The organism is Bradyrhizobium sp. CCBAU 25360, assembly GCF_028128695.1.
Classification (GTDB): Bacteria; Pseudomonadota; Alphaproteobacteria; order Rhizobiales; family Xanthobacteraceae; genus Bradyrhizobium; species Bradyrhizobium ottawaense.
Window position 1 is genome coordinate 434344 of the sequence record NZ_LBJA01000045.1, and the last position, 18456, is coordinate 452799.

Annotated in this window: 20 protein-coding genes; 10 read left to right on the forward strand and 10 right to left on the reverse strand. The window is 65.2% G+C overall.

Annotated features, from left to right (window positions below; translation table 11 throughout):
- Window positions 1–153 precede the first annotated feature (153 nt).
- The 3 genes from XH81_RS36180 to XH81_RS36190 all read left to right on the forward strand — a co-directional run bounded on the left by XH81_RS36180 (window position 154) and on the right by XH81_RS36190 (window position 2764).
- The gene (locus XH81_RS36180; protein ID WP_028145003.1) at window positions 154–1653 is read left to right on the forward strand and encodes a leucyl aminopeptidase; all 1500 of its coding nucleotides are present in this window, start codon (window positions 154–156) and stop codon (window positions 1651–1653) included.
- Window positions 1654–1659: 6 nt separating this feature from the next.
- A complete protein-coding gene (locus tag XH81_RS36185) occupies window positions 1660–2112 on the forward strand; it encodes a DNA polymerase III subunit chi (protein ID WP_018317550.1) in 453 nt (150 codons plus the stop codon).
- Between the two features lie 166 nt (window positions 2113–2278).
- Entirely contained in the window at window positions 2279–2764 is a 486-nt protein-coding gene (locus XH81_RS36190; protein ID WP_028145002.1) for a hypothetical protein, read from the forward strand.
- A 165-nt stretch (window positions 2765–2929) separates the two neighbouring features.
- Here the strand turns inward: XH81_RS36190 and XH81_RS36195 are convergent, their stop codons facing one another.
- Together XH81_RS36195 and XH81_RS36200 are read right to left on the reverse strand one after the other, a co-directional pair.
- Window positions 2930–3403 (reverse strand): hypothetical protein, encoded by a 474-nt coding sequence (locus XH81_RS36195; RefSeq protein WP_028145001.1) that lies wholly within the window; start codon window positions 3401–3403, stop codon window positions 2930–2932.
- Window positions 3404–3429: 26 nt separating this feature from the next.
- Window positions 3430–3798: an antibiotic biosynthesis monooxygenase family protein gene (locus XH81_RS36200; protein WP_026201869.1), complete on the reverse strand. Its 369-nt coding sequence runs from the start codon at window positions 3796–3798 to the stop codon at window positions 3430–3432.
- A gap of 96 nt (window positions 3799–3894) precedes the next feature.
- On the opposite strand from XH81_RS36200, the gene XH81_RS36205 reads away from it, so the two are divergent.
- Both XH81_RS36205 and XH81_RS36210 read left to right on the forward strand, forming a co-directional pair.
- Window positions 3895–4365: a MarR family winged helix-turn-helix transcriptional regulator gene (locus XH81_RS36205; protein WP_028145000.1), complete on the forward strand. Its 471-nt coding sequence runs from the start codon at window positions 3895–3897 to the stop codon at window positions 4363–4365.
- 160 nt (window positions 4366–4525) lie between these two features.
- Entirely contained in the window at window positions 4526–5494 is a 969-nt protein-coding gene (locus tag XH81_RS36210; protein WP_018317545.1) for a tripartite tricarboxylate transporter substrate-binding protein, read from the forward strand.
- A gap of 92 nt (window positions 5495–5586) precedes the next feature.
- On the opposite strand, the gene XH81_RS36215 is transcribed toward XH81_RS36210, so the two are convergent.
- The 3 genes from XH81_RS36215 to XH81_RS36225 all read right to left on the reverse strand — a co-directional run bounded on the left by XH81_RS36215 (window position 5587) and on the right by XH81_RS36225 (window position 8209).
- Window positions 5587–7449, reverse strand: a complete 1863-nt coding sequence (locus XH81_RS36215; RefSeq protein ID WP_028144999.1) for an ABC-F family ATP-binding cassette domain-containing protein — start codon at window positions 7447–7449, stop codon at window positions 5587–5589.
- A gap of 110 nt (window positions 7450–7559) precedes the next feature.
- A complete protein-coding gene (locus XH81_RS36220) occupies window positions 7560–7733 on the reverse strand; it encodes a hypothetical protein (RefSeq protein WP_162832233.1) in 174 nt (57 codons plus the stop codon).
- Between the two features lie 218 nt (window positions 7734–7951).
- Window positions 7952–8209 carry a hypothetical protein gene (locus XH81_RS36225; protein WP_018317542.1) on the reverse strand — a complete coding sequence of 86 codons (258 nt, stop codon included), beginning with the start codon at window positions 8207–8209 and terminating at the stop codon, window positions 7952–7954.
- Between the two features lie 314 nt (window positions 8210–8523).
- On the opposite strand from XH81_RS36225, the gene ndk reads away from it, so the two are divergent.
- Together ndk and XH81_RS36235 are read left to right on the forward strand one after the other, a co-directional pair.
- The gene (gene ndk, locus XH81_RS36230) at window positions 8524–8946 is read left to right on the forward strand and encodes a nucleoside-diphosphate kinase (protein ID WP_018317541.1); all 423 of its coding nucleotides are present in this window, start codon (window positions 8524–8526) and stop codon (window positions 8944–8946) included.
- Window positions 8947–8990: 44 nt separating this feature from the next.
- Window positions 8991–9851 carry a TerC family protein gene (locus XH81_RS36235; protein WP_028144998.1) on the forward strand — a complete coding sequence of 287 codons (861 nt, stop codon included), beginning with the start codon at window positions 8991–8993 and terminating at the stop codon, window positions 9849–9851.
- A 6-nt stretch (window positions 9852–9857) separates the two neighbouring features.
- Here the strand turns inward: XH81_RS36235 and XH81_RS36240 are convergent, their stop codons facing one another.
- From XH81_RS36240 to XH81_RS36260, 5 genes are all read right to left on the reverse strand, one after another.
- Window positions 9858–10169, reverse strand: a complete 312-nt coding sequence (locus XH81_RS36240; RefSeq protein ID WP_028144997.1) for a DUF3240 family protein — start codon at window positions 10167–10169, stop codon at window positions 9858–9860.
- Window positions 10166–13240, reverse strand: coding sequence for an efflux RND transporter permease subunit (locus tag XH81_RS36245; RefSeq protein ID WP_028144996.1), 3075 nt, complete (start codon window positions 13238–13240; stop codon window positions 10166–10168). The genes XH81_RS36240 and XH81_RS36245 overlap by 4 nt, the downstream gene beginning before the upstream one ends.
- Window positions 13241–14374: an efflux RND transporter periplasmic adaptor subunit gene (locus XH81_RS36250; protein WP_028144995.1), complete on the reverse strand. Its 1134-nt coding sequence runs from the start codon at window positions 14372–14374 to the stop codon at window positions 13241–13243. It abuts the gene before it with no gap.
- Window positions 14375–15099: 725 nt separating this feature from the next.
- Window positions 15100–15663 carry a cytochrome b/b6 domain-containing protein gene (locus tag XH81_RS36255; RefSeq protein WP_028144994.1) on the reverse strand — a complete coding sequence of 188 codons (564 nt, stop codon included), beginning with the start codon at window positions 15661–15663 and terminating at the stop codon, window positions 15100–15102.
- 11 nt (window positions 15664–15674) lie between these two features.
- Window positions 15675–15950, reverse strand: a complete 276-nt coding sequence (locus tag XH81_RS36260) for a PepSY domain-containing protein (RefSeq protein WP_028144993.1) — start codon at window positions 15948–15950, stop codon at window positions 15675–15677.
- A 133-nt stretch (window positions 15951–16083) separates the two neighbouring features.
- Here XH81_RS36260 and XH81_RS36265 point away from each other — a divergent pair, with 133 nt between their 5' ends.
- From XH81_RS36265 to XH81_RS36275, 3 genes are read left to right on the forward strand one after another with little or no spacing between them, the layout of a single operon-like run.
- A complete protein-coding gene (locus XH81_RS36265; protein ID WP_038946536.1) occupies window positions 16084–16410 on the forward strand; it encodes a PepSY domain-containing protein in 327 nt (108 codons plus the stop codon).
- Window positions 16410–17075 (forward strand): response regulator transcription factor, encoded by a 666-nt coding sequence (locus XH81_RS36270; protein WP_028144991.1) that lies wholly within the window; start codon window positions 16410–16412, stop codon window positions 17073–17075. Before XH81_RS36265 ends, XH81_RS36270 begins: the two co-directional genes overlap by 1 nt.
- Window positions 17072–18451 (forward strand): sensor histidine kinase, encoded by a 1380-nt coding sequence (locus XH81_RS36275; RefSeq protein WP_028144990.1) that lies wholly within the window; start codon window positions 17072–17074, stop codon window positions 18449–18451. The genes XH81_RS36270 and XH81_RS36275 overlap by 4 nt, the downstream gene beginning before the upstream one ends.
- Window positions 18452–18456 lie beyond the last annotated feature (5 nt).

Genomic DNA, 18456 nt, shown 5'->3' on the forward strand with positions numbered 1-18456 from the left:
TCCCTCGTTGTTGCCTTGAGGCCACGGGGGGTGCTTGGCATCTGCCGGGGCGCTGGCCCATAGTGCGGGAGGCTTAGTGAATCGCCGTTCAGGTCCGGCCCTGGCCAGGAACCGTGACCAGCAAAAAGACCAAGATTTTTGAAGGAGTTACCCATGTCCGATGCCATCAAGGTCGGCTTTGTCCCGTTGTCTGCCGCCGCCCGTGGCATCCTGGTCGTGTTTTGCGACGACAGTCTGAAGGTCGGTCCGGCGACGGCCAAGGCCCTGGGCGGCGCTATCGAACTCGTGAAGCGTGCGGCCGTCGCCGCCGCCTTCAAGGGCAAGACCGGGGCTGCGCTCGACATCCTGGCGCCGGAAGGAGTGAAGGCCACCCGTCTGCTCGTGATCGGCGCCGGCAAGGCGGCCGGCCTGAAGGCGAACGATTTCCTCAAATTCGGCGGTGTGGCGGCGGGCAAGCTTGCCGCCGGGGCGGCCGCCATGACCATCATGGCGGAACTGCCAAGTGGTGCCATGACGAGCGAGCAGGCGGTTGCGATCGCCTCGGGCCTGCGCCTGCGCGCCTACAAGTTCGATCGCTACAAGACCAAGAAGAAGGACGGCGAGGAGGGCGGTTCGCGCGCCGACATCACGCTTGCTGTCGGCGATGCCGCTGCCGCGAAGAAGGCGTTTGCCCCGGCCGGCCACGTCGTCGACGGCGTGATCATCGCGCGCGATCTCGTCAACGAACCGCCGAACGTGCTCTTCCCCGAGGAATTCGCGCGCCGCGCCAGTCAGCTCCGCAAGCTCGGCGTCAAGGTCGAGGTGCTCGACGTCAAGGCGATGCAGAAGCTCGGCATGGGCGCGCTGCTCGGCGTCGGCCAGGGCTCGGCGCGGCCGAGCCGCACCGTGATCATGCGCTGGGACGGCGGCAAGAAGGGCGAGGCGCCGGTGAGCTTCGTCGGCAAGGGCGTCTGCTTCGACACCGGCGGCATCTCGATCAAGCCGGCCGGCAGCATGGAGGATATGAAGGGCGACATGGGGGGCGCGGCCTGCGTCGTCGGCCTGATGCACGCGCTTGCCGCGCGCAAGGCCAAGGTCAACGTGGTCGGCGCCATCGGCCTCGTCGAGAACATGCCCGACGGCAACGCGCAGCGGCCGGGCGACATCGTGACCTCGATGTCGGGCCAGACCATCGAGATCATCAACACCGACGCGGAAGGCCGGCTCGTGCTGGCCGACGTGCTCTGGTACGTCGCCAAGAAGGTGAAGCCGAAATTCATGGTGGATCTGGCGACGCTGACCGGTGCGATCGTGGTCGCGCTCGGCACCGAGCATGCCGGCATGTTCTCCAACAACGACGAGCTCGCCGAACGCCTGCTGGCGGCCGGCATCGAGAGCGGGGACAAGGTCTGGCGCATGCCGCTCGGTCCCGAATACGACAAGCTGATCGATTCCCAGTTCGCTGACATGAAGAACACCGGCGGCCGCCATGGCGGCTCGATCACCGCGGCGCAGTTCCTGCAACGTTTCGTCGACGGCACGCCCTGGGCCCATCTCGACATCGCCGGCACCGCCATGGGCGCGCCGAAGACCGACATCAACCAGAGCTGGGCAAGCGGCTATGGCGTCCGCCTGCTCGATCGCCTGGTCGCCGACCATTACGAGCGCAAATGACCTGAGATGACCGAAGTCCTGTTCTATCATCTGCAAAACATGACGGTGGAGAACGTGTTGCCGCCGCTTCTCGAGAAATCGCTCGAGCGCGGCTGGCGCGTCGTGGTGCAGTCGACCTCGGAAGAGCGGGCCGATGCGCTCGACGCGCATCTATGGACCTATCGCGACGATTCCTTCCTGCCGCACGCGACATGGCGCGTGAACGATGCCGCCGATCAGCCGATCGTGCTGGCGATCGAGGAGGGCAATCCCAACGGCGCCCATGTCCGCTTCCTGGTCGACAATGCCGCCCTGCCGCAGGACGCGCAGGGCTATGCGCGCATGGTGCTGCTGTTCAACGGCGACGATCCGGACGCACTCGCGCTCGCCCGCAGCGCCTGGACGGATTGCAAGGAGCGGGGATTTGATGTCACCTATTGGCAGGCCGACGAGCGGGGCCGATGGCAGCGTCGGAATTAGGGGTCCTTCGCAATTAATGATAATTTGCACTTTTCGGGCGATGCTGGCTTTTGTCACCTTCGTGCCGCAAAGTGATGTTGGGACAATCGCTTAGGGCTGGTCCTTCACGCGGGGAATTTGGTTTATCGTGCGACATCAAAAGCTTCCCAAGTCGCTCATAGTTGCGTTGGCTGCCGTAGCACCGCTGGTCGCGGGCTGCTCGGGGACCGATCTGCTGTCCAAGGACGCACAATGGTTCAACACGCCCAGCCGTCTCTTCATCAAGAACATCTCGATCGAATCCCCGCCGCTGACCCCCGACAAGGCGGTCGGAGCTGAGGATCTCGTCAGCGCCGACGGCGGCTGTCCCGGCATGGCGCCGCCTCCCGGACCGGCCGATGCCAATGCATCGACGACGGCGCCGGCGCCGACGGGCGGCACGGTCGCGCTCGGCCACACCGAATGCGACGTGGTGCGCGGCATCGGCGCGCCATCGAACGTCAATCTCTCCAATGATGCCGTCGGCCGCCGCGTTGCCGTCGTCACCTGGGCCATGGGACCGCGCGCCGGCATCTACACGTTCACGGCTGGACGTCTGTCGTCAATCGAGGGCAACCCCGATCCGCAACCGGTGCCGAGGGCGACCAAGCCAAAGCCGAAGAAGCACGCGTAAGCGCGGATCGCCTGCACCATAACGGATCGGCTGCGCGCATCGGAGAAGCTATTGTGCTGCTCCGTAAATCGCCATCTGCTCGAATAGCGGCATCGATGCCGTGGTTCTGAAGGACACGGGCGAGCGTGGGCGGCCCCGATCGGAAGTCCGCTTCGCGCGCGAACCTCAGAGCATCGGCTTGGTGTTGAAGCGATCGGGTTGGGGAGCGCGGAAGCGGCCCTTCATCTTGAAGCCGTCACGCATATTGAGGCCGAGAAGAACGATGTTCATCGCGCCGGCAAACAATTCGAGAGTCTGCACTGTGTAGAACGTGGTGTCGAACTCCGCGGCGTTTGCCTTGGAGGCAAGAAACAAGGCGGCGGGAATGAGAACGAGGATGCCGTTGCCCGCAATGAACGGCATGCGCTTGATCTTCGCGCCGATCAGGCCAGCGCGCCGTCCCTTTGCCAGAAAGAAACCCGAACCTCCCGTCACCGCCAGCGCCGGAACCAGCAACAGGAAGCCCCAGGGGATGGCTGTCTTCACCAGGGTTACGCTCGCGTGTGATGCGAATAGCTCGGAGAGAGCCGTGGAGAGCCAGAAGGTCGCAATGGTCGTCAGCGCGACCACGCCCGCGACGGGGTGAATGATCTTGGTCATCGGGTCCTGCTGTTCTTTAAGGCGAGCTACGCGACGCAGATGCCGGGCACGGCGACCTTCTCGAACAGGTGCGGAGAGGCGACGGCGGAGGAGGGATAGGCTGCGATCTTCGATCTGAACTCAGGATGTGTGAACGCGGCCCGGAAGTGGGCAGTCGATTCCCAGACGGCATAGTTCAGATATGTCGGGCTATCGCCGATTGCGCGGTGAAGCTGGGTGGCAATGAAGCCCGGCTGCCGCTTCATGAAGGCTGCATCGTCCTGCCAAACCTGGAGGAAGCTCTGCTCGTCGGTCTTGTCGAGCGTGAACACATTCACCAGCACTGCGGGGCTGGTGTCGATGCCAAGCTGACGTTCAATGGGAAAGTTAGGGTCCAGAGGGCGTAGGTGGGCCATGGCAGGCTCCGTTCGATATGGCAATATGGTGTCAATGTGGTACTATACGTAGTAATTATTTGACATCATGATGTCAATAACGGTTTATGGTGACGGATGCCGAAATCCTTGCGAACGCCGGCCGGTGATGCTCTGTCGAACCTCGTGCTTGACCTGTTCCGGCTGAACAGCCTGCTCCTGACCGCAGGGGACCGCTTGGTGGCCCAGCTCGGGCTCACGAGCGCTCGCTGGCAGATTCTCGGCGCCATCGTGCATGCGGAGCGTCCCCAGCCGGTGGCTTGGCTTGCCCGCGATCTGGGTGCCAATCGCCAGAACGTGCAGCGGATCGTCAATGACCTGCACGCGGAAGGCCTCGTTGCTTTCGAGGCCAATCCGCATCACCGCCGAGCGCAGCTTGTCGTCCTGACCGACAAGGGGCGGCATGCTTTCGATGCCGCCATGGCTTTGCAGGCGCCGTGGGTCAACGGCCTTTCGGAGGGGCTTCCGGTCAAGGACCTGCAAACCGTTCATCGCATCGTCGCGGACCTGCGAACGAGGCTCGAGAGCGAGACAGAGAGCCAGACCTAGCGCACGGCGAGCAGGCGGAATTGACGGGCAACTCTTCGCGACATGTTCCCGGAACGCCGCTGCGGCCGAACAATTGCTGCACGTTTCTGATGAGAAGCTTTCCTGATGGTCTTGCAGCCAGGAATGCGCTCATATGGAGCGATAAAATCTGGAGGAGACTATGCGGTTCTCGATTGCCCTCGTATCGGCTCTGCTTCTGCCGCTCGGCGCGGCCGTTGCCCAGGACTATCCGACGAGGCCCATCACCATGCTGGTTCCATTCGCGGCGGGCGGGCCGACCGACACCATCGCGCGCCTGACGGCCGCAGGCATGGGGAAGTCGCTGGGACAGCAAATCGTCGTCGAGAACGCGACCGGCGCCGGCGGCACCATCGGCACGACCCGCGCCGCGCGCGCCCAGCCCGACGGCTACACGCTGCTGATCCATCACGTCGGCATCTCGACCGCCGCGACGCTGTATCGCAATCTCAGCTATGACACGAAGACGGCGTTTGCGCCGATCGGCCTCGTGACCAATGCACCGATGACCATCATTGCGCGTCCGGACTTTCCGGCCAACACGCTCAAGGAACTGGTCGCCTACGCCCAGCAGCAGGGCGACAAGCTGACTTACGCCAATGCCGGGTTAGGTGCGGCATCGCATCTCTGCGGCATGCTGTTCATGACGGCGATCCAGAAGCAGCTCACCACGGTGCCTTACAAGGGCAACGGTCCGATCATGAACGATCTGCTCGGCAAGCAGATCGATCTCACCTGCGACCAGGCGACCAACACCACCGGGCCGATCACGGCCAAGCAGGTCAAGGCCTATGCGATCACCACCAAGGAGCGGCTGAAGAGTCTGCCCGATCTGCCGACGGCCGATGAGGCGGGCCTCAAGGGATTCGAGCTCGGCGTCTGGCATGGCCTCTATGCTCCCAAGGGCACTCCGCCCGCGGTCGTGCAGAAGCTGACGGCCGCGCTGCAGACGGCGCTCAAGGATCCGGCGCTGATCGCCCGGTTCAACGACATCAACACCGAGCCCGTGCCGCAGGACAAGGCGACGCCCGAGGCGCTGGGCGCGATGCTGACGAGCGAAGTCGACCGCTGGGCCCCGATCATCAAGGCGGCCGGGCAGTTCGCGGACTGAGCGGACAATCCCATGAGAGTAGCTTGGTGAGCCACTAAGGCAGGGTGATTAACTACCGCTCCTGTGCATGGGGTTGTTTTCCAGATTTGGATTCAACCCGCCGCTTCGTCGAACTGCGTGCTCGCCTCGAGCCACTGCTCCTCCGCGCGCGCCAGCGCATCGGCGGCATTGGCGCGCGCCTTTGACAGCTGCGCGGCCTGCTTGGGATCGCGCGTAAAAATGTCGGGCAAAGCGAGGGCCGTGTCGATCTTGGTGATGATGTCGCTGACGCGGGCGATCTCGGCTTCGGCCTCGGTGATGCGCTTCTTCAGCGAGCCGCGATTGTCGGGCCGCGCGCGCTGCGGCTTTTCGCTTGGCACACTGCGCTCGCGCGGTGCGGGCTCGCCGTTGCGCGCGGACAGCACCAGGCGGCGGTATTCGTCGAGGTCGCCGTCGTAATTGGTGACGGTGCGGTCGGCGACGATCCAGAGCCGGTCGGCACAGGCCTCGATCAGGTAGCGGTCGTGCGAGACCATGATGACGGCGCCGGGGAATTCGTTGATGGCTTCGGCAAGCGCGGCGCGGCTGTCGATGTCGAGATGGTTGGTAGGCTCGTCCAGGATGATCATGTTGGGGCCGAAGAAGGTCGCAAGGCCGAGCAGCAGCCGCGCCTTCTCGCCGCCCGACAGTTTGGCGACCTTGGTGTCGGCTGCCTTGCCGGAGAAGCCGATCGCGCCGGCGCGCGCGCGCACCTTTGCTTCGGGCGCGTCGCCCATCAGCTTGCGGACGTGGTCATAGGCGGACGCGTCCACGTTGAGCTCGTCGAGCTGGTGCTGCGCAAAATAGGCGATCGACAGCTTGTCCGCGCGCGTCACCTTGCCGGAGAACGGCGCAAGCCTTCCGGCGAGCAGCTTGACCAGCGTCGACTTGCCGTTGCCGTTGGCACCCAGCAGCGCAATGCGGTCGTCATTGTCGATGCGCAAGGTGACGCGATTGAGCACGGGGCTAGCCGGATCGTAGCCGACGGAGGCGTTGTCCACGGCGATGATCGGCGGCGACAGGATCTTTTCCGGCGCCGGAAAGCTGATCTCGCGCACGTCCTCGGTGACCAGCGCCGTGATCGGCTTCAGCCGCTCCAGCATTTTCACGCGAGACTGTGCCTGGCGGGCTTTCGAAGCCTTGGCCTTGAAGCGGTCGACGAAGGCCTGCAGGCGGGCGCGCTCGGCCTCCTGGCGCTTGACCTGCTTGGCATCGAGCAGCTCGCGCGCGGCGCGCTGCTCTTCGAACGAAGAATAGGTGCCCCTGTAGAGCGTAAGCTTGCCGCGCTCCAGATGCAGGATCTGGTCGACCGAGCTTTCGAGGAGATCGCGGTCGTGGCTGATCACGATCACCGTGCGCGGATAGTGCGCGAGGTGATCCTCCAGCCACAACGTTCCCTCGAGGTCGAGATAGTTGGTGGGCTCGTCGAGCAGCAACAGGTCGGGGGCTGCGAACAGCGTCGCGGCGAGCGCGACGCGCATGCGCCAGCCGCCGGAGAATTCGGCGCAGGGGCGGAGCTGATCGGCGGCGGAGAAGCCGAGGCCGGAGAGGATCGCGGCGGCACGGCTCGGCGCCGAATGCGCGTCGATGTCGACCAGCCGGGTCTGGATCTCGGCGATCCGGTGCGGATCGGTCGCGCTTTCGGCCTCGGCGAGCAGCGCGTCACGTTCGAGGTCGGCCTTGAGCACGACGGAGATCAGGCTTTCGGGTCCGTTCGGGGCTTCCTGGGCGAGGCTGCCGACGCTCCAGCGCGGCGGCAGGGTCACCGAGCCGTGCTCTGCCGCGAGCTCACCGCGGATCACCTTGAACAGCGTCGACTTGCCGGTGCCGTTGCGTCCGACCAGGCCGACGCGCGATCCCGGCGTGATCTGCACGGAACTCTGGTCAATCAGAAGGCGTCCGGCGAGGCGGATGGAGAGGTCGGTGATCCCAAGCATGCGGCCTTGTCACCGCAAGGCGCGCCGAACGCAACCCGTTTTTCCGGGGTTATCGTTGAAGCATGATCGTTCCGGAAAACCGCTTCACACTTTTCCGGATCATGCTCGGCTCAATGCGAGTCGCGGTCGCGCTGCCTCAGCTCTTTCATGAGCTGCTCGAGATGGGTCGGGAGCTGGGGTTCGGGACGCAGGCTCTGCTGGAGCCGTTCGCCCACCGCATCGCAAATCGAACGGCTGGTCCGCCGGTCGATCTGCTCACTGTCATTGGCAAAAAGGCCAGCCATCGCGCAGGTTCCGTGTGCTCAAAGTTAGGACACGGTACCAAGTCATTGGCCCCCAAAATGGTTTCGCCGTTTTTGGGGGAATGCTGGCATTCTCGTCAAAATTGTATGAGTCCCGCCATATCCGCCCAAAATGCGAAGCCCCGGCGGGGGGATCGCCGGGGCTTCTCTTGGACGGCAACCGGGGGGTCGGTAGCCTTTAAGTTAAGGTGCTGTCGGGCTCAGTAGCAGCGGTTGATCATCCGCCAGCGGGGTCCCCAGGGGGTCGGGACCAACCGGCGCACATAGCAGCCGCCATAACCGTAGGAGACGGGGGCATAGAAGCGCGGACCGCCCCAGCCATGGCCGCGGTGCCAGCCACCGCCGCCGCCGTGCCAGCCCGGGCCGCCACCGTGCCAGTGGGCGGAAGCCGAGGTCGGCGCCAGCGCGGCACCCAGCGCAACCGCAGCGACGGCGGCAAGCGAAAGTTTCCTCAACATGGTGATCTCCTCAATACTGCCGGCGCGGGGCTATCGCGTCCGATGGAAAGGCCGCCGAAACGGTCCGCCCAGTGATCGGGCTTCAGTTTCGATGGGGCCAACCCTACGCCGGCAAGGCTGAACCGAATCCTGACAGGGGCTTCAGATTGGGTTCATCTGGGTGAAATTGTCGTAATCCAGGTTGAAACCGCATCCTCCGGTCCTGCGGCGAAGCGCCTGTGACGTCATACCGGCGATCGCTTGCCGGATGGCAAAGGCGCCGATATAAGCCCGGCAACTCGACAACCACCGCTTTTCTTCCCAAGGACAAGATTATGGCCATCGAACGCACTTTCTCGATCATCAAGCCCGACGCGACCGCGCGTAACCTGACCGGCGCCGTCAACGCCGTGATCGAAAAGGCGGGCCTGCGCATCGTCGCGCAGAAGCGCATCCGCATGACCAAGGAACAGGCCGAGACCTTCTATGCCGTCCACAAGGCGCGGCCGTTCTTCGGCGAGCTCGTCGAGTTCATGACCTCGGGCCCGGTCGTCGTCCAGGTGCTGGAAGCCGAGAACGCCATCGCCAAGTACCGCGACGCGATGGGCGCGACCGATCCGTCGAAGGCCGCCGACGGCACCATCCGCAAGCTCTACGCCAAGTCGATCGGCGAGAATTCCGCGCACGGCTCGGATGCGCCGGAGACCGCCGCGATCGAGATCGCGCAGTTCTTCTCGGGCAACGAGATCGTCGGCTGATCCATCGGCTGATAAGTTAAATCGACGGGGCGAAAGGACGTATTGTGAGCTGGCTCTGGCAGATCTTCGATCCCGCAACGATCGGGGCGTTCTTCACCCAGTTTCGCAACGAGATGGCCGAACCGACTTTCTGGATTGCGGTCGGCAAGATCATCTGGATCAACATCCTTTTGTCCGGTGACAACGCGCTGGTGATCGCGCTCGCCTGCCGCGGCCTCTCGCCGCGACACCGCCTGTGGGGCATGATCTTCGGTGCCGGCGCCGCGGTGCTGCTGCGGATCATCTTCACCGGCATCGTCGCAACCCTGATGGAGTTGCCGTACCTCAAGCTGATCGGCGGACTCGCGCTGATCGTGATCGCGGCCAAGCTGCTGGTGCCGGAACACGAGGACGAGGACGACGTCGACGCTGCTTCGCATCTGTGGCAGGCCGTGCAGATCGTCGTGGTCGCCGACATCGTCATGAGTCTCGACAACGTCATTGCGGTCGCAGCCGCCGCCAATGGCAGCGTGCCGCTCCTGATCCTCGGCCTTGCCATCAGCGTGCCGCTGATCGTCGCCGGTGCGGCGCTGATCATGGCGCTGCTCGAGAAGCTGCCGGTGCTGGTCTGGGCGGGTGCTGCGCTGCTCGGCTGGATCGCGGGCGAGGTGATGGCGACCGATCCCGGCGTCGCGCCCAAGCTGCACACGCTGTTCGACGGTCCGTTCGGTGCCGCGCTCGACTCGATGCTCGGCGCCTTGCGCATCCCGCCGCAATTCGGCCATGGCGGGGCGGGCGGCGAATATTTCTGCGCAGCGCTCGGCGTCGTCGTCGTGCTGGTGGTCGGCACCATCTGGCGCCGCCGCAAGCTGACCGCCGCGGCGCTGGAATCGTCCGAGCGGCACGCCAGGGCGTCGGCGGAGTAGGCCCGCTCAGTCGATCGTGCCGAGTTCCGTCACGGGTATCGTCCAGTAGACCAGCTTGGTTCCGGCGAACGAAACCCGCAGACGGTCGAGCAAGCGGCCGGCATCTGTCCCTGCGAGCACCACCTGCACGACGGCCTGATCGGCGTGGCCTTTCACGCGTTCGGCGGCCGTATGCAAGCGGATCTCAGTGCCGTGACCGGCTCCGTGCGATGCCGTGAATCCCGAAACCAGGTCGGTCTGCTCAGTGAGATAGTCGAACACCTCCTCGCGGAGGAGATGCGGCACAATCAGCGTCAGACAGACCGGCTGCTCGATCATTTGGCCACCTTCGACGATCCGCCATAGCGGCGATACAGAATCGGCAGGAGAATCAGGGTGAGCAGGGTGGAGGACAGCAGTCCTCCGATCACGACGATTGCGAGCGGTCGCTGCACTTCGGAACCCGGGCCGGAGGCGAACAGCAGCGGGATCAAGCCAAGCGCCGTGATGCTCGCGGTCATCAGCACGGGGCGAAGCCTGCGCATGGCGCCTTCGACGACGATGCGATCCTCGGGAAGGCCGTGGGCACGGAGCTGATTGAAGTAGGAGACCAGCACGACGCCGTTGAGCACGGCGATGCCGAGCAGCGCGATGAACCCGACCGAAGCCGGCACCGACAGGTACTCGCCCGTCACGACCAGCGCGAAGACGCCCCCGATCAGGGCAAACGGGATGTTGACGAGCACCAGCAGGGCCTGGCGGATGGCACCGAATGTGGTGAAGAGCAGCACGAAGATCAGGCCGATCGCGACGGGGACTACGACGGATAGGCGCGCGGCAGCGCGTTGCTGGTTCTCGAACTGCCCGCCCCAGGTCAGCCGGTAACCGTTCGGCAGCGGGAGTTCGGTCGCCACCTTCTGGCGGGCCGCTTCGACGAAGCCGACCATGTCGCGACCGCGGACGTTGGCGCGCACCACGCTCATGCGAGCGCCGTCCTCGCGGTCGATCTTCACCGGACCGTCTACGCGTTGGATACGGGCGACCTGCGATAGCGCGACGTGCTGTCCGGAGGCGAGCGTGAGCGGCAGGCTGGCCAGCAGCGTTGGCGCTTCCCGCGTCGTCTCGCTGCCCCGGACGAGGATCGGCGTGCGGCGCCCGTCCTCGAGCGCGGTCCCGATGGTCCGGCCCTCGATCTGCGTCCGCAGCGAGTTGACGACGGAATCCACGGTCAGGCCGAAGCGGCCGGCTTCCATGCGGTTGACCGCAACCGTGTAGTATTGAGCGCCTTCATTCAGCGTGGTGTAGACGTCCTCGGCACCGTCGATGCTGGACAGGATCGCCGACAGCTTTGCCGCGGTTTCGTTCAGCCTGGCGATGTCGGGGCCGAAGATCTTGACGGCGACGTCACCGCGCACGCCGCTGATCATCTCCTGCACGCGCATGTCGATGGGCTGGGTGAAGCTGAGCGAGATGCCGGGGAAGCCGGTGAGGACCTCGCGAAGCTTCTGCAGCAGGGCCTCGCGATTGTCGGTCGCGCGCTCGGCGGCCGGCTTGAGCACCAGGAACGTGTCGGTCTGGTTGGGGCCCATGGGATCGAGGCCGAGCTCGTCCGACCCGGTTCGCGCGACGATGCCGGCAATATCAGGTACGGCCAGAAGCGCGGTCTGCAGCCTTGCATTCATCGCTAGCGACTCGTCGAGGTTGACGGACGGAAGCGTCTCGACGCTGACGATGACGTCGCCTTCATCCATGGTCGGCATGAAGGTCTTGCCGAGCTGGGTATAGGCGAAGCCCGCCGCGACGAGGCCGATCAGCGCCGCAGCCATCACCTTGCGCTCGTTGTTGAGGGCCCAGTCCAGTGCCGGCGCGTAGATCCGTTGGGCCGCACGCACCAGCAGGGGATCGCGATGTGACGCCGACTTGAGCACGAAGGAGGTTGCGACCGGGATCACGGTGAGCGCCAGCAGCAGCGAGCCGGCCAACGCGAAGATGATGGCCAGCGCGACCGGGATGAACAGCTTGCCCTCCAACCCCTGCAGCGTCAGCAGCGGGACGAACACGATGATGATGATGAGCACACCCGAGGCGACCGGTTCCAGGACTTCGCAGACCGAACGGTAGATCAGGTGGATCAGCGGAATGGCCTTGTCCGGGGCGTGCTTGCCGAGGTTGCCGACGATGTTCTCGACCACGACGACCAGCGCGTCGATCAGCATGCCGATCGCGATCGCAAGTCCGCCGAGGCTCATCAGATTGGCCGACATTCCCACCACGCGCATGACGATCAAGGCGATGACGATGGCCAGCGGCAGGCTGAGCGCGATCACCAGTGAGGCCCGCCAGTTGCCGAGGAAAAGCAGCAGAAGGACGATGACGAGGGCGGTGGCCTCGCCGAGGGCCCGCACCACGGTGCCGACGGCGCGGTTGACCAGGCGGCTGCGGTCATAGAACACGTTGATCGACACGCTCTTCGGCAGCGAGGGTTGCAGCTCCGCGAGCCGAGCACGCACGTCACGGATCAGCTGACCCGCGTTGGCGCCGCGTAAGCCGAGGACCAGTCCCTCGACGGTTTCGCCGCGGCCGTCCGCCGTGACGGCGCCATAGCGGGTCAGCGTCCCGACTTTGACGCTCGCGACGTCGTTGACCAGGATCGGCACGCCCTCGCGGGTGTCGACGACGATGGCCTTGATGTCCTCAATCGACCGGATGCTGCCTTCGATCCGAACCAGAGCGCTGTCCTCGCCCTGGTTCACCCGTCCGGCGCCGTCGTTGCGGCTGTTGGCTTCGATGGCCCGGCGAAACAAATCGTAGGAAATGCCGCGCGCGGCCAGCGCATCGTTGCGCGGCACGATCTCGAAGGCGCGGACATAGCCGCCGAGCGCATTGACGTCCGCAACGCCGGGGACGGTCCGCAAGGCCGGGCGGATCACCCAGTCGAGCAGGGTGCGGCGTTCCGCGAGCGACAGCTCGGGACTGTCGATCGTGAACATGAACATCTCGCCGAGCGGGCTCGTGATCGGCGCCAGACCGCCGCTCACTCCGTCCGGGAAATCGCGCGAGATGTTCGACAAGCGCTCCGAGACTTGGTTGCGCGCCCAGTAGATGTCGGTGCCGTCCTCGAAATCGACGGTGATGTCTGCCAGCGCGTATTTCGTGGTCGAACGAAGCACCTTCTTGTTCGGCAATCCGAGCAGTTCGAGCTCGACGGGGACGGTGATGCGCTGCTCGACCTCTTCGGGAGTGAGGCCCGCCGCCTTCATGATGACCTTGACCTGAACCGGCGAAACGTCAGGAAAGGCATCGATCGGCAAGCCGGGCAGGAGGACAGCGCCGGCGCCGATCACCAGCAGCACGCCGAGCATGACGAACAGTCGCTGCGACAGTGCGAACGCGACCAGGCGCCGGAGCATTTACTGCCCCAGTCCGGAGAGGATGCCGCGAAGCGCCGAGATGCCGCCGATCGCGATCTCATCCCGGGCCGAGACGGCGCCCGCTACGACCACATGGTCCTGATCTTCCGCAAGCAGCTTGACCGGCACCAGCCGGAAGCCGCCGTCAAAGGCGACGAAGACCGACGTTTGCTCGCCCCGCCGGACTAGCCCGCTGTAAGGGATCTCCCAGGCGCTTTCGCCGGTCGAGAGAAATCCGATGCGGGCCGCGGTGGTCTGGCCGGGATGCAGCTCGCCGTCGTTGGGGACTTCCGCGCGAACCAGAATAGTCTGGGTGGCAGGATCGATGGTCTCTGAGACCAACACGACCTTGCCCGGGGTGGAATAGCCCTCGATCTCGACTTTCGCGCCGGTACGGATCGCTCGAATATTGGCGGCAGGGACCGCGATTTCCGCCCATAGCGGCGAGAGCCGCGCCAACTTGACGAGCGGTGCGGATTGTTCGAGCCGCTGCCCTGGTGACACCGCGAGTTCGACCACGGACGCGGCTTGCGGTGCATTGACCGTGAGCGTCCCGCTGATCGCCGCTTGCTGGGCCAGCCGGGAGATTGCATCGTCGGACATCCCGCTCAGATGCAGCATCTGACGCCGTTCGGCGACGACGAGGGCGGCCTGGCGCGCTTCGGCCTGGCTGGCCTCCAGCACGCGTTGCGGCACGGCCTTGCCCTCGAACAGATCCGCATTCCGATTGAGTTGCTGGTTGGCGAGATGCTCCTGCGCGATCGCGTGCAGATAGTCGCGTTGCTGGGAGACGAAGCTCGGACTTTCCAGAGTGACCAGCGGCTGGCCGGCCGTGGCGCGGTCACCGCGCCCGACCAGGAGATTGGCGACCATGCCGGCTACCGGCGCGCTGACGACCCACAATTGTTGCGTCGGGATGACGATCTGGACGGGATAGGGCAGCGTCAGATCGGTCCGGCTCGCGACCGGATGGGTCACGCGCACCCCGAGATTGCGCGCCTGCGCATCGCTCAGCTTCACCTCGTCCTGTGCCATCGACACGGAAGGTAACAAGCTCAATGCAATGGCGATGAGCGTACGAGCGAGCGTGCCGCCAGAGAAGGTGAGAAGGAGAGGTACGTGGCGGACTCGCATGAGGAATGTCCCGCATTCGCCGGCGAGCGAAGCGCTGCTCGATCGCAGGTTTCGCTTAACCCACCAGCGCGTTGGGGCGTTGATCTGTCTCAAGCGGGCCCACCACTTTGGAAGGCTGCTCGCCGTCCCGGGAGGGCTTCGGTTGATCTTGCTCAATTCCGTCCCAGCCCGGGAAGCTAGGCTGGCTTTGCATCCTTCGGAGAGGCGGCCGTGAGACCAACAAGATTCGCGACGATCCTGGCAACCGGCTTTGTCGCGCTGGTTGGGCTCGTGCAGCCGGCACTCTCCCATAGCGGAACGGCGCAGGACCCCTGGAGTTCTGCGCACATCGAAATGCTGCCGCCTGAAATCCGAGCGGACGTGCGGAAATGGGATGCAGCGTGCGGCGCGCCAATCGCCGCTGCCCAACGCTTTGCTCTTTATCTGACCGTGCCGGGCGCTCAATTCCTGGCTCTCCATTTTGACGACTTTCGTTGCCGCAACAGGGCAGTTTATTGCGGGTCCGCAGGGTGCCTGCACGAGGTGTATGTCTCGAAAAGCGGGCGTTACAGACGTGTGCTTTCCGTGCACGCTCATGACGTTCGGCTGTCTTCTTCCCACGATCAGGCCGTCGTTGAAGTCGTGGACGGGAGGGGCACGAGCCGCACGCTGTGGTGGAACGGAAGCCGATTTGTCGGCAGATGAGCGTTTGAGAAGCCTTCGTGCCGGGGCATCCCCGGGCTCGCTCATGATGGACGCTTCCTCCCGGTGATCATCGCCTTCACCAGGCTCTCGCGGTGCTCGAAGCTCGCCACGAGGACGCCAAGCACATGGACGACGACGAGGCCGATCGTGAGGTTGGCGAACGCCTCATGGACCTCTTCCACCCATTTTGCTCCCCAGAAGCTGCCAATCGTCATCATGTAACCGGTGGTGCAGGTGCCGATCAGCATGACGATCAGCGCCACGACCATCGTGCCGCCGGCAGGATTGTGGCCGAGATAGCGTGGCGCCCTCAGCAGCGCCACGTCGCGCATGTAGGCGAGCACCGCGCGCGGCGAGCGCACGAAGTCGCTGAAGCGCGCATAGCGCGGCCCCACGAAGCCCCATAAGATCCGTAGCGCGAGCAACCCCGCAATCGTGTAGCCGGCGGCGATATGGACATTCTCGATCTCGTCACCGGTCGCATACGCGAGCAGAAACAGCCCGGCCAGCGACCAATGGAACACGCGCACAAAGGGGTCCCAGACCTTGACGGTGGCCGGCGGCTTCTCGCCGCCGGCCACCGTCGCATCGTGAATCGAGCTCATGGCGCGGCCTCTTACAACTGACCGACGATCTGGCCGCTGGTCGGATCGACGAACAATTCGACCCGGCTGCCGGACTTGTCGATGGTGTAGAGTTCGCCACAGGCATTCTTGAGCTTGGCCTTCTGGACTTTGTAGCCCTGGGCTTCGACCTTGGCCTGCAGTTGTTCGAGCGGCAGCCAGCTTGTCTGGGGCGCCGCAGTGCAGGGACGCCCGAGGCTGCCGGCATGAGCGGTCGCGGTGGCTGCGAGCAAGGCGGCGGTCGCGATGAAGATGGTGATGTTGCGCATGGTTCTCTCCGGCTTGTGGCGCCCGGCCGCGTCATGCGGCGAGGCGATGGACGGACACTGGCAGAAGAGCGCTGACGGCCACCTGTTGATCCACGTCAGCGTTCTGTCAGGTCGATTAGGGCATTCTTTGCGAATGCAACCCGCCAGCCTCCTGGGATTCCTCGCGGTGCCATTGCTGGCAGGCGTCCTGCTCGCGCCGGTGCCTGCCGCAGCAGGCGGCCACGATAAAGGCGCGCCCGACGCGGTTCGCCGTGCAGTCGAGGCGGGTGAGATCAAGCCGCTCGCCGACATTCTCGCATCCATTCGCGGCAAGCTGCCGGGTGAGGTTGCCGGCGTGGAGATAGAGCGCGAGCGTGGCCGCTGGATCTACGAGTTTCGCGTCGTCGACGACAAGGGCCGCCTCTACGAGGTGTACGTCGATGCGCGCAGCGGCGAGATCGAACGCGTCAAGGAGAAGTGATGCGCCTGCTGCTCGTGGAGGACGACCGACGGATCGCGGCCGATGTGGAGAGGGCGTTACAAGCGGCCGGCTATGTGGTCGAGACCGTCCGCAACGGCGAGGAAGCCTGGTTCCGCGGTGATACCGAGGACTACGGCGCCGTCATCCTCGATCTCGGCTTGCCCGACATGGACGGCCTGGCGGTGCTCAAGCGCTGGCGCGCGAACGGACGTTCCATGCCGGTGCTGATCCTGACGGCGCGCGGCAGCTGGGCCGAGCGCGTCGATGGTATCGACGCGGGCGCCGACGATTACCTGCCTAAGCCCTTCCGCATGGAGGAACTGCTGGCGCGGCTGCGCTCGATCGTGCGCCGCTCGGCAGGCCATGCCTCCTCACGGATCGTCGCCGGCGACGTCGAACTCGACGAGCGTCAGATGAAGGTGACGCTGCGCGGCGTACCCGTCGCGTTGTCGCCGTTGGAATATCGCCTGATCGCCTTTCTCTTGCACCACCGCGGCCGTGTGGTGTCGCAGCACGAGCTCGACGAAAACGTCTATGGCCACGGCGAGGACCACGAGTCGAACGCGCTCGAGGTGCTGGTCGGCCGGGTGCGCAAGAAGCTCGGCGCCGATCTGATCGAGACCAGGCGCGGCTTCGGCTATCTGATACCGGAGACGACGCCGTGAGCTGGGGCTCGTTGCGGCTGCGACTGGTGGCCGGCGGCGTTGTGGCCATCCTGGTTGCGCTGACCATTGCCGGCGCCGGGCTGACGCTGCTGTTCGAACGCCACGTCACGCGCACGATCGGCAGCGACCTCGACATCTATTTGAAGCAGCTCGTCGCGGGTATCGACGTCGATGCCCAGGGCAAGCTGGTGGTGGGCCGGCCGCCGGCCGATCCGCGTTTTGCCGACCCGCTTTCGGGCCTGTACTGGCAGGTATCGGACGACGGCGGTCAGGTGCTGCGTTCACGTTCGCTGTGGGACACGGCGTTGGACCTGCCGCAGGACGAGCCGTCGCCTCGCGAATTGCACCGTCACGTCATCCCCGGGCCGGCGAACGCGCGGCTCCTGGTCAGTGAACGCCGCGTGGTGCTCACCGTGGGCGACCGCCGCGTCCCGGTGCGCGTCGCGGTGGCGGCCGATCTTGCCCGCGTGTCGGTCGCCGCCTCGCAATTCGCCAGGGATCTGGCACTGGCGCTCGGCCTGCTGGGGCTGGTGCTGGCGGCGGCCACCTCGATCCAGGTCGGACTGGGCCTACGTCCGCTCGATGCACTTCGCCGCGGCGTCGCCGACGTCCGCTCAGGCCAACGCAAGCATCTCCCCGTCGACGTCCCTGCCGAGGTGAAGCCGCTGGTGGAAGAGGTGAACAATCTGATCGACGCCCAGGAAGGCGAGATCGAACGTTCGCGCAGCCGCGCCGCCGACTTGGCGCATGGGCTGAAGACGCCGCTCGCCGCGCTCGCGGCCGACGTCGCGCTTTTGCGTCAGCGAGGTGAGCAGGACGTTGCCAAGGCCATCGAAGCTGTCGCCGACGCGATGAGCCGTCATGTCGACCGCGAGCTGGCACGCGCCCGGGCGCGAGGCACGGCACGACAGCGTGGCGGTATCTCCACGCCCCTCAGACCGCTTGTCGAGTCCCTGATACTGACGCTGGCGCGCACGCCTGCCGCGCAGAGGCTTGAATTCAAGGCCTGCATAACGGGCGAACCGAGCGTGCCGCTCGATCGCACCGATCTGGCCGAAGTGCTGGGCAATCTCCTGGAAAATGCCGCCCGTCACGCCAAGAGCCAGGTGCGCATTGGCGCGGATGCCATTGCGGGCCCGGCGATCACGGTCGAGGACGACGGGCCGGGCATCGCGGCCGCCGAACGTTCGCGCGTGCTCGAACGCGGTGCGAGACTGGATGAGCGCGGCGAGGGCGCCGGCCTCGGCCTAGCAATCGTTCAGGACGTGCTCAGTGCCTATGGATGGCTGCTTGTCCTCACCGATTCCGAGCTCGGCGGACTGAAAGCCGTCATCGCGCCAGAGGGCAGCCGCGATCGAACGGCCGCTGCTGGTTGAAGACC

What these genes read in the sequence shown, in the direction of transcription:
- XH81_RS36180 (WP_028145003.1), top strand. Translation starts at nt 154, where the DNA reads ATGTCCGATGCCATCAAGGTCGGCTTTGTCCCGTTGTCTGCCGCCGCC.
- XH81_RS36185 (WP_018317550.1), top strand. Translation starts at nt 1,660, where the DNA reads ATGACCGAAGTCCTGTTCTATCATCTGCAAAACATGACGGTGGAGAAC.
- XH81_RS36195 (WP_028145001.1), bottom strand. Translation starts at nt 3,403, where the DNA reads ATGACCAAGATCATTCACCCCGTCGCGGGCGTGGTCGCGCTGACGACC.
- XH81_RS36200 (WP_026201869.1), bottom strand. Translation starts at nt 3,798, where the DNA reads ATGGCCCACCTACGCCCTCTGGACCCTAACTTTCCCATTGAACGTCAG.
- XH81_RS36205 (WP_028145000.1), top strand. Translation starts at nt 3,895, where the DNA reads ATGCCGAAATCCTTGCGAACGCCGGCCGGTGATGCTCTGTCGAACCTC.
- XH81_RS36210 (WP_018317545.1), top strand. Translation starts at nt 4,526, where the DNA reads ATGCGGTTCTCGATTGCCCTCGTATCGGCTCTGCTTCTGCCGCTCGGC.
- XH81_RS36215 (WP_028144999.1), bottom strand. Translation starts at nt 7,449, where the DNA reads ATGCTTGGGATCACCGACCTCTCCATCCGCCTCGCCGGACGCCTTCTG.
- XH81_RS36220 (WP_162832233.1), bottom strand. Translation starts at nt 7,733, where the DNA reads ATGGCTGGCCTTTTTGCCAATGACAGTGAGCAGATCGACCGGCGGACC.
- XH81_RS36225 (WP_018317542.1), bottom strand. Translation starts at nt 8,209, where the DNA reads ATGTTGAGGAAACTTTCGCTTGCCGCCGTCGCTGCGGTTGCGCTGGGT.
- ndk (WP_018317541.1), top strand. Translation starts at nt 8,524, where the DNA reads ATGGCCATCGAACGCACTTTCTCGATCATCAAGCCCGACGCGACCGCG.
- XH81_RS36240 (WP_028144997.1), bottom strand. Translation starts at nt 10,169, where the DNA reads ATGATCGAGCAGCCGGTCTGTCTGACGCTGATTGTGCCGCATCTCCTC.
- XH81_RS36245 (WP_028144996.1), bottom strand. Translation starts at nt 13,240, where the DNA reads ATGCTCCGGCGCCTGGTCGCGTTCGCACTGTCGCAGCGACTGTTCGTC.
- XH81_RS36250 (WP_028144995.1), bottom strand. Translation starts at nt 14,374, where the DNA reads ATGCGAGTCCGCCACGTACCTCTCCTTCTCACCTTCTCTGGCGGCACG.
- XH81_RS36255 (WP_028144994.1), bottom strand. Translation starts at nt 15,663, where the DNA reads ATGAGCTCGATTCACGATGCGACGGTGGCCGGCGGCGAGAAGCCGCCG.
- XH81_RS36260 (WP_028144993.1), bottom strand. Translation starts at nt 15,950, where the DNA reads ATGCGCAACATCACCATCTTCATCGCGACCGCCGCCTTGCTCGCAGCC.
- XH81_RS36265 (WP_038946536.1), top strand. Translation starts at nt 16,084, where the DNA reads ATGCAACCCGCCAGCCTCCTGGGATTCCTCGCGGTGCCATTGCTGGCA.
- XH81_RS36270 (WP_028144991.1), top strand. Translation starts at nt 16,410, where the DNA reads ATGCGCCTGCTGCTCGTGGAGGACGACCGACGGATCGCGGCCGATGTG.